This is a genomic window from Acinetobacter halotolerans (genome assembly GCF_004208515.1).
Lineage (GTDB): Bacteria > Pseudomonadota > Gammaproteobacteria > Pseudomonadales > Moraxellaceae > Acinetobacter > Acinetobacter halotolerans.
Genome location: NZ_SGIM01000003.1, coordinates 276,523 through 291,574 on the forward strand (window position 1 = coordinate 276,523; position 15,052 = coordinate 291,574).

The 15,052-nt window shown below is 39.4% G+C and carries 11 protein-coding genes; 2 read left to right on the forward strand and 9 right to left on the reverse strand.

Annotated elements, in window-relative coordinates; genetic code table 11:
- Positions 1-3: 3 nt before the first annotated feature.
- The 9 genes from EXE30_RS05490 to ybaK all read right to left on the reverse strand — a co-directional run bounded on the left by EXE30_RS05490 (position 4) and on the right by ybaK (position 12,945).
- A complete protein-coding gene (locus tag EXE30_RS05490; RefSeq protein WP_171457329.1) occupies positions 4-2,157 on the reverse strand; it encodes a TonB-dependent receptor in 2,154 nt (717 codons plus the stop codon).
- A gap of 144 nt (positions 2,158-2,301) precedes the next feature.
- On the reverse strand, positions 2,302-2,937 hold the full coding sequence (locus tag EXE30_RS05495) for an RraA family protein (protein ID WP_130161538.1): 636 nt from the start codon (positions 2,935-2,937) through the stop codon (positions 2,302-2,304).
- The gene (locus tag EXE30_RS05500) at positions 2,934-3,695 is read right to left on the reverse strand and encodes a (2Fe-2S)-binding protein (RefSeq protein WP_130161539.1); all 762 of its coding nucleotides are present in this window, start codon (positions 3,693-3,695) and stop codon (positions 2,934-2,936) included. The genes EXE30_RS05495 and EXE30_RS05500 overlap by 4 nt, the downstream gene beginning before the upstream one ends.
- Positions 3,696-3,703: 8 nt before the next feature.
- Positions 3,704-5,614, reverse strand: coding sequence for an IucA/IucC family protein (locus tag EXE30_RS05505; RefSeq protein ID WP_130161540.1), 1,911 nt, complete (start codon positions 5,612-5,614; stop codon positions 3,704-3,706).
- 9 nt (positions 5,615-5,623) lie between these two features.
- Positions 5,624-7,465 (reverse strand): IucA/IucC family protein, encoded by a 1,842-nt coding sequence (locus tag EXE30_RS05510; protein ID WP_130161541.1) that lies wholly within the window; start codon positions 7,463-7,465, stop codon positions 5,624-5,626.
- An 11-nt stretch (positions 7,466-7,476) separates the two neighbouring features.
- The gene (locus tag EXE30_RS05515) at positions 7,477-8,916 is read right to left on the reverse strand and encodes a DHA2 family efflux MFS transporter permease subunit (RefSeq protein WP_130161542.1); all 1,440 of its coding nucleotides are present in this window, start codon (positions 8,914-8,916) and stop codon (positions 7,477-7,479) included.
- Positions 8,917-8,936: 20 nt separating this feature from the next.
- Entirely contained in the window at positions 8,937-10,370 is a 1,434-nt protein-coding gene (locus tag EXE30_RS05520; protein ID WP_130161543.1) for a lysine N(6)-hydroxylase/L-ornithine N(5)-oxygenase family protein, read from the reverse strand.
- Positions 10,363-12,147 carry an IucA/IucC family protein gene (locus EXE30_RS05525; RefSeq protein ID WP_130161544.1) on the reverse strand — a complete coding sequence of 595 codons (1,785 nt, stop codon included), beginning with the start codon at positions 12,145-12,147 and terminating at the stop codon, positions 10,363-10,365. Before EXE30_RS05525 ends, EXE30_RS05520 begins: the two co-directional genes overlap by 8 nt.
- A 330-nt stretch (positions 12,148-12,477) precedes the next feature.
- Positions 12,478-12,945 (reverse strand): Cys-tRNA(Pro) deacylase, encoded by a 468-nt coding sequence (ybaK, locus tag EXE30_RS05530; protein WP_121929304.1) that lies wholly within the window; start codon positions 12,943-12,945, stop codon positions 12,478-12,480.
- Between the two features lie 165 nt (positions 12,946-13,110).
- On the opposite strand from ybaK, the gene EXE30_RS05535 reads away from it, so the two are divergent.
- Both EXE30_RS05535 and EXE30_RS05540 read left to right on the forward strand, forming a co-directional pair.
- Complete coding sequence (locus tag EXE30_RS05535; RefSeq protein ID WP_130161545.1) at positions 13,111-13,416, forward strand: hypothetical protein; 306 nt, start codon at positions 13,111-13,113, stop codon at positions 13,414-13,416.
- A 193-nt stretch (positions 13,417-13,609) separates the two neighbouring features.
- Positions 13,610-14,983: an ABC1 kinase family protein gene (locus EXE30_RS05540; RefSeq protein ID WP_130161546.1), complete on the forward strand. Its 1,374-nt coding sequence runs from the start codon at positions 13,610-13,612 to the stop codon at positions 14,981-14,983.
- Positions 14,984-15,052: the final 69 nt, after the last annotated feature.

A 15,052-nucleotide genomic window follows, 5' to 3' on the forward strand; every position in this document is an offset into this window, starting at 1 on the left:
GAATTAATAGTTAAAGGTATAACTTAAACCATAAGTACGACCTTCAGCAGGAAGACTTTCAACAAGCCCATATATCTTTTCAGCTTGCTGACTGTAGACAGTACGATAGTCTCTATTCCAAACATTATAGACACCAAAATCTACGCGGCCTTTCCATGCTGGGAAATGCGTTAATACATCCATGGTGGTGTAACCTTTTATTTTAACTGCAGCCGGTGAACCATCTTTCAAAGCTTCATCCGTACCTTTTACTGCTAGCATCTGTACCCGAGTACCAAAACCTTCATCGTTATTCCATTCAGCAAACACCGTCCCTTTGGTCGGCGATACTTGGGTAGCATTTAACTCTTTCCATTTGTTGTCTGCTTTATCTTTAAATTGACCACGGGTATAACCCAAGCTACCGCCAACTTTAAAATCCTGCATAAATGGATAACTTGCAGTGACTTCCGCACCATAAATGCGCTGATCAGTATCAACAATACTTGCCACTCTATTTTCAAACTTGGTTACTTTATCCGAAGTGTTATAAAAACCTGTGATCCCTAGGTTTAGCCCTTGCTCATCATTCAAACGCCAACCCAATTCATAACTATTTACACGAATAGGTTGTAAATCTGCGGTTGTGGTCAAGTTAAATGCGTCACGCATCATGCGTTGTACATCAGGGAAACTAAAACCTTGTGAAAAGTTTGCAAAAGCTTGTTGATCATCCGTTAGCTTATATACTGTTCCTAAGTTAAACAGAACCGTATCATCACTTACAGAACCGCTTGGCTGTTCAACACCTCGGGCAGTATAAGCTTCTGTTTTTGCTTTAATATATTGATAGCGCGTACCTGCTTGTACATTTAAACGATCTGTAAGTGCGTAATCTACTTGCAAGAATGTGCCAACATTTTGAATCGTTGTATCAGGCCCAGCATCAGAAGTCTTCCCCGTTGGTTTAAAGTGAAGTCCTGTATTTGATACAGCTAAGTGATCATAATATTGATCATCCTTTTCATGATCATAATCAACACCATACGTCAGCTTAAGATCACGGCTTGCAATGTTAAGATCACTTTGCATGGTGGAACGGAAACCCGCAACATCAATGTTAGACTGGCTCTGTGTTGCTTCGGTCATAGCAGCACCAGTATAGACTGGATAGAAACGCGCATCTTCTTTACGGTAGTACGCTTCTAGATTAAGTACTTGCCCCAAAACATTTTGATTTTGGTACTGTGTATTGAATGCATAACGTTCAGTAAATGGCTGCGTCGGTAATTGTAAGCCTTTTTTACCGATATAAGAGTTTGGTAAACCACCATAAACATAATTAGGGCCGTAATCAGGACCATATTCACTATCTTGCTTGTCTTTATAATACTGTGCTCCAAAACTCAAAGATTGAGTATCTGTGAGGTCAATACTAATACGTCCATTTACATCAATAGTGTCGGTATCTTGTCGACTGGTTTGCATTGGCCCAATCGCAATACGGTCACCATGACTATCAAACTGCGACCCACGACTGGTAAAATTCGCGCCTAAAAAGCCATTGAGATTATCTTTACTAAAAGCAACCGACTGCCCCACTTCATAAGCTAAACCATCGCCACGGAAAGTATCAGAAGATGTAATCCCCAATTTCGTTTCAAAGCTTAGTGGTTGCGATGCATCTGCACGTTTGGTAATGATATTGATAATGCCACCTGTTGCACCAGAACCATAAATGCTGGTTGCCCCTGAAAGCACTTCAATACGTTCAATCATACTTGGACTAATGCTATTGAGTTGTCGAGCAACATCACGTGAACCGTTTTGTGACACACCATCAATCAAAATCATCACATCACGACCACGCATGGTCTGCCCATAATTTGTGGTCGTACCTGTGCTTGGTGCCAGTGACGGTACTAATTGCGCTAACACATCGGCCAGTTTACGACCTGCACCACTCTGCTGTTCAATTTGATTTTTTTCGATGGTTTGAACCGTACCCGCAATATCTGCAATGTTTTTTGGTGTACGTGTTGCTGTGATCACAATTTTTTCTAACTGAGTCGTAGGCTTTTGATCAACGTTTGCTGTTACAGATGCATTCGAAGATACTGTTTCTGCATATGCCTGTTGGGCAAACATGGCTAAAACAGCAAGACAACACGGTGTCATCTTTAATAAAAACTGTTTTGTATTTATCTGATTCTGAAGTTCAGCCCCAATTTCATTGTTCACTTTCATTTTTTACTTCTCCAGAGAATTCGTTCAAGCCACTAAAAATGTTCAAAAGGCGAGCTATTATACTTAATACAAACACTAATGAGAATAATTAACATTAAAATAATAATCATTAATATTTTCCTGCGAAAAGAATTTCTCCTTCTTATGTCGCTCCTCATCTTCTAATTGCTGAAAAACATCTAGATATTCATATGCAATATCAGTTTTTAAGACAAAAACGCCATCTGCATCGGCAATCAATAAATCACCTGACTGCACTGAGAATTGATTGATATAAATCTCTGCATTGATTTCAACCAAACTTTCCCCTTGATTTCGAGTCGTGAGGCAGCTTACAGAATGGGCAAAGATCGGCAATCTGAAATTGAGCAAAGCGGTACGATCAGTAATTGCACCCAAAACAACCACACCTGCTAAACCACAATGTATGGCTGCAACACTTCTCTGCTCCCCCCAACATGCACGTTGAAGATCATATCGAGCATCAATCATTAATACTTCATTTGCTTTACAACTCATGAGCACATGTCTTAATTCACTTGCGTTATTTGATTCAAGTCGCGCCGTTCGTACAATACCGACTAACTTCTGCTCAGGTGAGATTGGAAAAACATGTGGAATATGCCCTATATCAAGCACATGACCAATCGTTGAGGTCGCGATATTTTGATAAGCAGCAACCAGTGATTCAAAATGGTCTGTTTGACTCATGACTTACTCTCTTTCATTTCTTTTAACTGTAAAGGACAATTGCGGCATAAAGTCTGCCCAGCTTCTTCAAGCTGAAAATAGAAGCAGCACTTTTTTCTCATATAAATTTCGTTATTTGGACACCAATTATTCCAAAGGGAAATGAAAGGATTTTCAGCTAAGTTAAAACTTTCGCCTGATTTTGCTTTCAGTAATGCAATTTGCTGTTGTAAACGTGATCGCTTCGCTTTGCTTAAATCTTGTCGTGCTTGGGACTGATAAAACTGGACTACTCGAACAGCTGCATTTTCCCAAAGCAAGGGATAAGGAACATGTCCAACTTTGGCAAGTTGTTGAAACAATGGATTGAATTGTCCCAACATATTTTCAATATTATGTAAGGACATGATTTGAAGTGATGATAATGTCGGTTCAACCAATTGCAATGTTCTATCCCAATGCCATGACACAGGTAAATCCACTGCCAATACCGCACTACTCCAGCCAATAAATGGCAACGATGCCGCATGACAATATAAAAAAGGAAGTATCCAGATCGTTGCCCAATATTTGATAAATAATGAGCTTGCGCAGGTCATATTTTTGGCATGAATATGCGCCGCAAAATTTTGTAAAACTTGTCTACAACTCGACTCATCCATGAGGTCGGCTAAACGGATTGCATCACCAGCTAAACAACGGATATCCAGTTGCAGATCTTGCTGCAATATAGCCGTGGTCTCAGACCACGTTTGCGGAAAATACAGGCAGGTATTCATAGCGAACACTATGAATGGTTCAAAGCATGCCACAAAGGATTCTGGGTTTCCCCGATTCCTGATGGCATACTTCCAATGCGTGTATCTTGTTCCAACAATGGTCGTAATAACTGTTTATAGGGCCATTGTGGTGTTTCAAACAATAGCTGTTGTAGTTGGATTCTGATTTCAGGCTGGAAGTCGAGTTTTTTTAGCTCTTGCTGTAATTGCTGTGCCAACACACGCCAAAGTTCTACCGCTGAAATTTGGTAATGGCTTGCCAACGTATCAACGATGCAACCTAAGTTAACCTGAATACCGAGTGTTTGAATGTAGAATAATAACGCCTCAACCGAATCGTGATAAAGCGTATTTCTAAAATCATGAGGGCTTAAATAATCAGGATCTTCTAAACCATTTTCTTCTAACCATGGCAAATAAATGCGTAAGGAATCATGATCACGGAACATCAAACCATCAAATTGCCCATTTTTGAGTACCAAGCATAAATTCTGCCCATGTATCTCGCCCATTAAACCTAAACGGAATAAACGTAAATTTACTTCGAAGAAGCACCTACATAATGCGGCGAACTGCTCAATCACTTGTTTAGTGCCATTGTCCTTCTGTTGTAATTGCAAAATATAGTCAAAAATAGCGGGTTGATCTGAAATGCGATGCCCAAGACTCGCCATCGGGATCAATTGGTAAGGTTGTTGCAATAATTCAGATGGAATATGGCGTCGCTGTGCGGCTAGATGCGTTGGTTTTTCAACAAATAACCATTCATTATTTGCGCTTCGATCTTGCTGTTTTTCTGGTAAATATGACCACCATTGACTTTCCTCACATAGCCATAACTTTTGTTGTAATACTGGATCTTTCTGTTTCGCTTGGACTAAGAGCTTCTGATTCTTTTCTCCATTGATCATTTTTACAATCGGTAAGAAGCGCAATGAACCCAGCGCTTTAATGCCGATTGGTAATTTAAGGCTTTCTTGTGGAATATCATCTGATAAAAGACTCCGCATAGATGCGCTGGCGTACATACCCTGAGATTTAAAACTCAAAGGTTGGCAAATTCCTGCTTCGACATCTTCAGCATAAAATTTATGAAATAAATGCTGAAATTGCCACGGATGAATTGGCATCGCGATATGAGTTTCACTTAAGCCACGTTGAAACATTTCTTGTTTTAGTTGATAACGCTCTGCTCGATTGATAAAAATCTGGCTCGGCTGCTGAGTAAAAGGATCTTCCACGCCAACACCAAACATCATTTTATCTTTATGCACTGCCACCCAGGAAATACATAACTCTTGAGCAAATTCAGGACAATACTGCATATATTCTTGCGGGTTTAAGCCTTCTTTTAACTTTGCTAAAGGATGGTACGGACGGTCCCGATAACCTGCATATTGTTCTAAAATTCGAAACACTTGCGCTGAACACTGATTCAGTAAATCATGTGCATTGACTTGATGCTGCTGCAACAAACTAGATTGCTTTATACACGTGTGAATTTGCTCAGCAAAAGTCTTCACTTTATCTTCGTGGCAATGTTGAAGCAGTCCAACTGCTTGCAAAAACTCGAAGAATTCAATCAATTCAATTGCATTCATTTGAGACTGCGTATCTGTATTTTCCAGCAATAGAATTTTTGAGTCCGCAGTAAAACACCATGTCTGTGTTACCCCCTTTTGTATGGGAAATAGCACGATACTTTGTTGAACTTGATCACGCAACAGCACGAAATGCTGTTTAAACCCTGTGCTAAACAATGATTCAAAATCAATATTATATTGTTCTAACTCAGATTGAACTGTAGCAAGATCAACAACACATTGCTCAGGAACTAATGCTTCCACCAAGAGCGCGTTAACAAAATCTTGTAGCATGGTTGGGTTTGACAACTGATAGATCGGTTGAAGTGCATTCATAAATAATCCTCACTTCACCTGCGCTTTAAAAGGCGCTAAAGGATTATCAACAAATTTAATTTGTAGACTACGATCACCGAATAGACGACGTTTGGTGAGTGACTCAATCCGTAATTTATCGGCAAAAATATCAAAAATTTGATAACGTTCTGCATGTTCAGGATGCTGCTGTTGATAATCCTGAATAACTTCAGCCGCCCATAGCCAGAAGTCTTGTTCCCATGCCGCATAGCTCTGGTTTAGAAAAATTGCAATATCTGTTAATGCGACGAAGAACAGACAAGCACAGCTAAAATCACGGATCCCGTCCAAATCATCCGTTAAAATAAACGACATACTATTGGTTTCAGCATGTTCTTTGGGCAATTGATCAAGTTCTGGCGCCCACTCAGGATGTGCTAAATGTGCAGGGCTATAACGTACGCCGTCATGGAAGTCTTTTAACAGTACGCGAGTCGGCCAGCCTTGCTGGTGAACTAAAATGATATTTTGACCATGGGATTCGGTCGCAATCCCCTCAGCGAACAGTAGATGAATCAATGGTGAGATAACCACTTTTAAAAGCTGACGTGTCCATTCTTCAACGCCATATTGCTGTAACCAAGGTGCAATCAATGCTTTTCCATCTTTTTGAATATGACTCACACCATTCAAAGGAATCGCATCTTCACCTTCACGTAAATATTGATGCACACTTTCACGCCATAAACATCCAATGGTGCCATAGGCCTGCTGTGCATGAGATTCGGGCAAACGCGTAAAATCAACGCTCAATCCATACACTTCGCGTAAAATTGCAAAATCGAGTTGTTTGGCAGTGTCACTATGATCAATTAAACGCTGCAACCAATCGGTAATGATTGGTCCATTCATGACCGTATGTTTCGCCAAAACACGCGAACTAGAGGTGTTAGTCAGGCTCATTGCCAATTTAATATAAGGCTTTTCTGGATGCTGTAAATTGGTCAGGGTACGCAATGACTGCTGTGCCAAATAACGATCATGGCTATGACCCAAATAAATCATTTTTTGATCCGCAATTTCTTCCGCAAAGATCGTAATCAAATGATTTTCCCATTGCCAAGGATGCACAGGAATCCAGACATAGCTATTAGCATTGACACCACGCTCATTTAGAACTTGCTGAAACAGTTGTTGATCTTGGTGATTGATTTGCGCTTGAAAAAAAGCATCAACATCAATGCTCGCTGAATGATTCTTTGCCACAAGGTCTTGGTGAATCGCAAGCCAAACCAACGCCATTGGCTGCGCAAACTCGACCCCATAGCGCACATTATCTTGCAAGCTAAAACCAACACGTGATTTATAACAAGGATGATATGGATGTCCCTCCATCAAATACGATTCTAAAATATCGTAAGGATATTGGATTGCAGGTAGAGCATAATTTTCGAAACAAACTTGAGACTGCAAATCATGAATATAAGTTCGCTTCAATTCAAAAATAAAATCTTCAACTTTTGCTGCATCGGCAATAGAACGCAACACCTCATCAATCACCTGATTTAAACGTGCAGGTTGTAGATCACCATTTACATCTTGACGTAATACATCTTGATCACGACTAAATCGAACCAATTTATAACTATATTGGCGCTGACCTGCAGCAATAAAACGAATCGTTTGTTGCTGACGATCTTGAACTTCAATACTGAAATTTTCCCCATCATATTCAGCAGCAATAATCTCTTCAAAAATTAAAGCCTGTAATAATTGTTTGATGACACGCTGTTCGACTTGTTTAACTTGTTCGAGTTGAGGTTTTTGCCATGCTTGATAAGCCTCTTGAACAATATGTGTATTTGATAAAACTGGATGTGACTGTCCCATTTTTGATAATCCTATTTATTTAATTCATGAATTTTGTGTTGATCTGGAAAGCGCCATGCATAAGGCAGAGCACATAAGATAAGTAAGCTGCAACAGATAAAAATTTCTTGGATACCCTTAAAGGAATCTACGTCGGGATAAGTACTGATTTGGAAAAGGTCTTGTCTTAATTGCAGATATAACGCCGCGAGCACAACTGCCACAGCCGCAAAAATTCGACGAAACAAATTGTTCAACGCCGCAGCCTGTGTGACCAAATGTTGCTGTTGTTGAGCCAAACTATTCAAACCTGCTGTGGTCGAGAGCATATAAGACAGCCCCATTCCCAAACCGTGCAGCACCATACAGAAGATGATGAACCAAACATTCTGAAAAGGTGCCCAAGCCAGCAAAGCAAATGAGATCGCCGTAATTAATAATCCGAGCGTCATTAATTTTGCAGCACCGTATCGATCAAGAAATTTTCCTGCTGGCTGACTACATAAACCAGTCACCAAAGCACTGCTCATCAATGCAAAACCTGTCCACAGCGGACTGAGCTTCAAACTCTGCTGTATCCATAACGGAATTAATAACATTCCGACAAATAAACCCACAGTTTGTACAATGCAGATCATTAAACTGAATCGAAACCCTTTTGATGCAAAGAGTGCGGGTTCAATCAACGGTTTGATCTTGCGCTTTTGTAAGCTGATAAACTGCCAAAATGTCAAAGCACTCACGCCTAACAACAACCAATAAATAGGTCGATATAAATCTTCGACTTGGTGAAGCTGACTTAAGGTTCCCAGTAGCAAGACCATACTTGTGCTGAGATAAATAAATCCCATCCAGTCGAATTGTTGTTTCAGATCAGCCTTTTCTTTAGGAAGATAGATATATCCCAAAATCAATGCGACACACGCAATCGGCAAATTGATAAAGAACAGTGCCTGCCAATCAAGCCAAACTAAAACTAACGCACCGAGCATGGGTCCAATCGCTAGGGTCAACATGATCATTGCACCCCACAAACCTGTGGTACTCCCCCGCTGCTCACTTGGTGTGACCGAGAAAATCAGCCCAAGTGACAAGGGAATCATCAACCCACTACAAAAACCTTGTAAGGCTCTGGCAACCAATACAGATTCAAATTGGTTAAGTAAACCACCCAATGCAGAGGCCAGCGCAAAACAGAGTAAAGCCACTAAATAAGTCTGTCGTTTGCCAAAGCGCTGACTGAAAAATCCAGCCAATGGCAAACTGATACTCATTGAGAGTAAAAAGGCAACCAGCACCCAACTTGCCCATATTTCCCCAATCTGAAAATATTGCATCAACTGAGGTATCGCTGGGTTGAAACTACTGTTGTTTAAACTGACTGTGCCGGTACCCAACATGACGGTGAGCAACACATAGCGTTGTATTTCTAACCGTATTGGTTGATCTGTAGGTATAGAAGACGGTTGCATACGTATTTCCTCTTTGCAACTCAGTCAATGTGCTCTGACAGTTTTATATGTGAATAAAATGCTTGTGTGCTATGACGAAGTTGACTAGATTTATGTGAGATACGTGATAGCCCTGAATCTGATAACTGCGCATGATCTGTAAATGAATGATCCAATTTAGATGAATCGATGACACCAAACTGCTGATAAGATTGAGCATGATCAAGCTTGAATAACGTTTCCCCAACCAACTGATTGGCAATGATTGCCGCTCGATGTGCCCCCAAACCCAAATCGGGTGTTCCTACACCATGATGGAAAACTTCCATATTTTGGATAAAAATACGTCCATCCCCTTGATAATTAACCTCAAAATCAGCATTGACCTGCCAGCGATCAGCACGATCAAGCAACATCAATGGCTGTAAATTCTCTAAAAATACAGGTTTTGGATATTGATAGCCTGTTGCAGCAATCACACTATCTGCATCTAACAGGTATTTTTCACCTTGTTGTTTATGCTCAAATCTCAGCCGAAGTTTCTCATTTTCGAGTACCTCAGCATGCTGTAATTGATGATGTCCCGCCAGTGTGACATCCGTTGCATTTCCCCCAATACTACGGTGATATAAACGCTCATAAATATCGCGAATCGTTTTACTACTTATCCCTTTATATAAATTTGCTTGTTGAGCGGGTAATTCAGCTTTAAGCGATGGCGGCAAATGATGAAAATAATTCATATAGTCAGGGCTAAAATGCTCTAAACCTAATGGTGTATTTTCCATTGGGAAAAAACCTGCAGATCGTGTTAACCAATGCAGATGAAAGTCTGGTCGAGTTTTTCCTTGGGCATATTGACGATCGAATAAATCAAGAAAAATTTCGGCAGCAGATTGACCTGAACCGATGAGTACCACATTTCCCTTTAATTTTTCAGGGCAATGTTTTAAATACTCTGCCGAATGTAAGCAATGTGATGTTTTAGGATAGACCTGCTGCAAACTTTCAGGCAGATGCGGTACAGTTCCTATTCCCAATACCAACTGTCGGGTGCGATACAACTGTTTCTCGCCATTACTCAACACTTCTACGGCAAAACCGCCTTTTATAGGCTGTACATTCAACACACGACTACTAAATTGGATGTTGGCTAATTGCTGCACAACCCACTGACAATAGTGGTTATATTCTTGGCGTGGAATATATAAATTTTCACGGAAATAAAACTTATATAGCCGTTGATGATGTTTTAGATAATTGAGAAAACTATATGGGCTTGTTGGCTCAACCAAACTGACCAAATCCGCCATAAAAGGCACTTGTAGCAATGCATTAGGTAATTGCATACCTGCATGCCAGTCAAACTGAGCTTTCTGTTCAAAAAAACAATATTTAAGATCACTTTTATCTTGCAATAAACTCGCAAGACTCAAATTAAATGGACCGAGTCCAATACCGATAAAATCATGCATAACTGACATCCTTCTGTGAAATAAACAGCGGATTGGGCAGTTGTACATAAACGGATTGGTGTTCAACAGGAGCAATCAGTTCATCCAGCTCATGTAAACGAGTCAGCAAATTGCCCTTATATGGCAAAGTGTCATTGAACAATAGACCTTGCAACAAGGTGCTATCTGGATATTGTTGTAACTGATCTTGTAAAAATACTTTTAAATGTTCAAGGAGGATCTCTTCAGCAATATAGCCCGTCGCTCCAATTGCATTAATAATGCCGAATAAAGTATTTCCAAAGAAATAATAACTAAAACGCTCATCCACAAAATCTTTAGGGCCCACGGCAAAGGCCTTTTCTTTCAACTCTGGCAATGCCGCTAAAATTTCAGTAGCAAATTCTTCTATGTAATAAAAGCCTTGGTTGTCACGCAACCATAAGTTTTTAGGGAAATGATTTTCTAGCTCTAACAGCACATTTTGTTGATGCGATTCAAATGCCATGCCATGACGATGATAGACATACATCAAGGGCTGCAAACTAACTTCAAGAAAGCGACTAAACCAATCAAAAGCAATCACCGAATAATCTGTTTCATGATTTGCTTTGGCTATTTTTGCAAAAAGCGCATTAAAACGATTCAGCGGTTTAGTTGGATGATCTTGGCACAATGATGCAATACATGTGACTTGTTGTTGCGGATGGAATGGCTGATCTCTGAAAATACAAATACTTTCATTCACCACTTCATCATCGATTTTCAACGCCATCCAAGCTGGATCATTGACCGCTTTTAAACTTGGACATTGCTTTAAAATATTCTGACCAAACTCACTATGCCAAAGTCGATGTGTTAACTCACCTCGATGACACTCTTTGGCTAAATTTACACGAATTGAATTGGTAATCATCACTGAAAGCGAAGGTTTAAGCATCCACGGCGCATTAAAACTGGCTAAAGTTCGAATGGACGTCGTTGGTGCAAACTGCCATCCACGCAAACCAAGATCAATCAATTGCCCCGTTTGCTTTAAACGCTCAAACCACGGTTTGCTTTGTAGATAACGTGCTTGCCAGGGATGTAGAGGGAGTAATTTGTATTGCGTATGCGTTCTAAGTAGATTTAAGTCTGATTCGGACAAATACCACTGTAATGCTGTTTTTAATTCCTTAGAAATACACTCATGGGTTGCACTCCCTTCAGCAATATACTCTTGGTGAACCAGCCAATAATGCATTTGGGTTAAGCCTTTATTTTCAGGAGAAAACTTTAACCAATCTTCATGAACAAAGCCTGTTCTACTTTTGGGTGCAGGATGCATGCTATGCCCCAAAATCAAAGCTTGCTCTGTTTCAATAAAGCTTTGCCCTGCTTTTACTAAATCATCGAATTCATGTTCACGGTTTTGTAAAAACTGTTGTAGAGCATCACGACTTTGAATCCATTTCTCTACTAAAGATGAAGCATCCAAAGGAACAGCAGATTCAGAAACCAGCTCTTCAAGCAAAAGCCCCACAATCGAGACAGGGCTTAATGTTTTAATTTGTCCGTGAATAATAATTTGAGGAAGATCAGCTAAACGGTGTCGTCCAACGCGACTGACATAAGATAAAGGGAAATAACATTGAGCTTGAATGGCATGTATCGGTATAGATAACAGGGTCAAACCTTGACTAAACGCCTGTTGTTGTGGATTTTGTTGATTTTGATTGAGAAAGTGACCTTTGTCAGTTTCTTGCATATATGCATTGACGAAATGTTGCATCGCCAATCGGTTGGCAAGTTGTTGCATCTGACGATATCCTCTTATGAAGAGAGAGTTAATTTTTTTAAGCGAAGTTTTCAGTTCTAAACAAACCCAACCATACTCAGGCCGAGCTAAAGACTAACACTAATGATAATAATTATCATTTATTAATTCAATTCAATAAAAGAACTTGCTAAATAGGTGTTTAAACAATTGAATATGAAGGTATTTATTAATATAGAAATGAAATTCAGATACAAAAAATAATAATTATGTTGATTAAATAAAGTGATAGATTTCTATTTAACAATAGCTTTTACAGATACCAACGTTAAAAAATGAGATATTCAAACACTAATTTATTGTTTGTGTGCATTAATCATCCAAGAGGTCAGAAAAAGTTGCTCCAAGCAATTTCGCAAGCTCTTGAGGATTAAGTCCGATGTCCAATCCCCTTTTACCACCACTCACATAAATCTTATCGAAGGCATTCGCCGTAGCATCAATCACCGTTTTTAAACGTTTTTTCTGTCCTAATGGACTAATTCCCCCCACTAAATATCCTGTTAAACGTTCTGCATCCTTAGGATTTGCCATCTGTAATTTCTTACAGCCTACTGCTGCTGCAACTTTTTTTAAGTTCAATTGATGATTTACAGGTAAAACTGCGACAAAATAATTCTTTTCGTCTGTCACCATAAGCGTTTTAAACACTTTTTCAACGCTCAAATTTAACTTCTCTGCTGCTTCTAAACCAAAACTTTTGGCATTAGCATCATGCTCGTATTCATGAATTGAGAATGCTATTTTGTTTTTTTCTAATAACTTACATGCAGGTGTCATGGTCGCTTGGTATTCTTCATTTGGGTTTTTAAAGTGGTATTAGTGTAGCATTTTCAGAAATATTTTTAAATTTGCTTAGGCTATTTTAAATATAAATCTATTCTTGATAAATTCCATGTCATCCTCATATATTTCTTTAATGTAAACGATTTGGTACAGCAACTCATGAGCTATAAACATAATAATTTAATGGCAATGCGCCAGAATTATTGGGAAGATGAATCTTCAACTGCTGTACAAGCTGAGAAGCAATTCCTTAAGAACACTTTGATTGAAGAAGGTATTTTTCAAAATGCGACACTAGAGGATACAAAATATTTCTTTTTCACTCTGCCTAGTATCATTATCGTTAAGGCACACGCTCTAGGTTTCCATCATAACTTTGTAAAGCAAATGTTGATAAAGCATATTGATTCGAACCGTGATGCGTTAATGCGGAAATCAGCCCTCAAAATTCAGTTTAAAATATAGGACGTTTGTATATCAACGTGAATTAAAAGGTTAACGTTTTACTTAGGCTATTTTGTGCTGTTGATCTGTTTCACAAATTTAGACTGATAATTCAAACGATTGAACTATTTTAATACGTTTAAAAGCTGTAATATCCACTACAATTTAGCTCTCGGCTTCACTCCCTTCGATTTCAGCATAGGATTTTTCTTTCATGTCCGATCAGAACGATAAGCTTAAGAACCTGAAAACCTCGTCTGTGGATCGTCGCTTATCGATCGCAAAAGCTTCTTTACTTGCTGGCACACGTTGGGCAACAGCTAACGCGACTTCTATGTTTTCTAATGAACAAGAAAAAGAAAAAAAACGTAAAAAAGCCATGAGTGATCAAGCCAATTATCTCGTCGCGGAAATTGGTAAACTTAAAGGTTCAATCGTCAAGATTGGACAAATGATGGCTTTATATGGCGAACATTTTTTACCTGAAGAAATCACGCAAGCACTGAATACGCTAAACAATCAAACTGTAGCGTTAGCTTGGCCTGCGATCAAAGCGCATTTACAAGAACAATTAGGCTCAAAACTTGACGATCTAACCATTGACCATGAACCAATCGGAACAGCTTCACTGGCACAAGTACATCGCGCCACACGTAAATCTGATGGTTTAGAGCTGGTTTTAAAAATTCAATATCCAGGTGTTGCTGAAGCAATTGACTCAGATATGAATTTGTTCAAAAACATGTTGAAACTCACTCGTATGGTGCCGCAAACACGTGAATTTGATCAATGGTTTGATGAAGTTCGTGAAATGATGCATCGCGAAGTTGATTATGGCATCGAAGCCGCGACAACTCGCCGTTTTGCAGCGCGTTTAAAAGAAGATCCTCGTTACATCGTTCCTCAAATCGTAAACGATTTTTGTGCTGAAAAAGTGCTCTGTATGACTTTTGAGCGTGGTGTACCGATTAACAGCCCTGTTATGCTCTCTCTCCCTCAAGAACGTAGAAACCAACTAGGTGAAGCGTCTCTAGAAATTGCTGTACGAGAACTATTTGAATGGGGTGAAATGCAGACCGATCCAAACTTTGGTAACTATTTAGTTCGTCTAGGCAATGGCGATGATGTAAGAGATAAAATTGTTTTACTTGATTTTGGTGCAATTCGCCAATTTGATGACAATTTACTCTCAGTGGCACGTAACCTAATCCAAGCTGGCTATGAGCACGACAAAGATGCAATGGTCAAAGCCATGACTGGTTATGAGTTTTTCGATGCGATGCCTGAAAGTATTAAACCAGGCATGGCAGATGTCTTTCTCATTGCGACTGAAGCATTTAGCTGCCCAAGCAACAATCCAAATATGCCAGTAGGTATTATGGATGAACACGATCGCTATGATTGGAAAAAAAGTCAGCTTCATAGCCGTGTCATGCAACAAGCCGCTCAATCAATGGCATCTCGTTACTTCTCTGTTCCGCCCAAAGAGTTTATGTTTATTAGTCGCAAGTTTATTGGTGCTTATACATTTATGACCGTCATTGAAGCAAAGACGAATGTAAGGAAAATGATTCGTCAGTTTGCGTAACTCGTCCTCATAAAAGTCACTTTGACCAATCTGATTTGTCAGTTTGGTCAATTTTTTTTAGATTAATTT

Excerpts from the sequence above, each read along its gene's own strand:
- EXE30_RS05490 (WP_171457329.1), bottom strand. The coding sequence starts at position 2,157 with ATGACACCGTGTTGTCTTGCTGTTTTAGCCATGTTTGCCCAACAGGCA.
- EXE30_RS05495 (WP_130161538.1), bottom strand. The coding sequence starts at position 2,937 with ATGAGTCAAACAGACCATTTTGAATCACTGGTTGCTGCTTATCAAAAT.
- EXE30_RS05500 (WP_130161539.1), bottom strand. The coding sequence starts at position 3,695 with ATGAATACCTGCCTGTATTTTCCGCAAACGTGGTCTGAGACCACGGCT.
- EXE30_RS05505 (WP_130161540.1), bottom strand. The coding sequence starts at position 5,614 with ATGAATGCACTTCAACCGATCTATCAGTTGTCAAACCCAACCATGCTA.
- EXE30_RS05510 (WP_130161541.1), bottom strand. The coding sequence starts at position 7,465 with ATGGGACAGTCACATCCAGTTTTATCAAATACACATATTGTTCAAGAG.
- EXE30_RS05515 (WP_130161542.1), bottom strand. The coding sequence starts at position 8,916 with ATGCAACCGTCTTCTATACCTACAGATCAACCAATACGGTTAGAAATA.
- EXE30_RS05520 (WP_130161543.1), bottom strand. The coding sequence starts at position 10,370 with ATGCATGATTTTATCGGTATTGGACTCGGTCCATTTAATTTGAGTCTT.
- EXE30_RS05525 (WP_130161544.1), bottom strand. The coding sequence starts at position 12,147 with ATGCAACAACTTGCCAACCGATTGGCGATGCAACATTTCGTCAATGCA.
- ybaK (WP_121929304.1), bottom strand. The coding sequence starts at position 12,945 with ATGACACCTGCATGTAAGTTATTAGAAAAAAACAAAATAGCATTCTCA.
- EXE30_RS05535 (WP_130161545.1), top strand. The coding sequence starts at position 13,111 with ATGAGCTATAAACATAATAATTTAATGGCAATGCGCCAGAATTATTGG.
- EXE30_RS05540 (WP_130161546.1), top strand. The coding sequence starts at position 13,610 with ATGTCCGATCAGAACGATAAGCTTAAGAACCTGAAAACCTCGTCTGTG.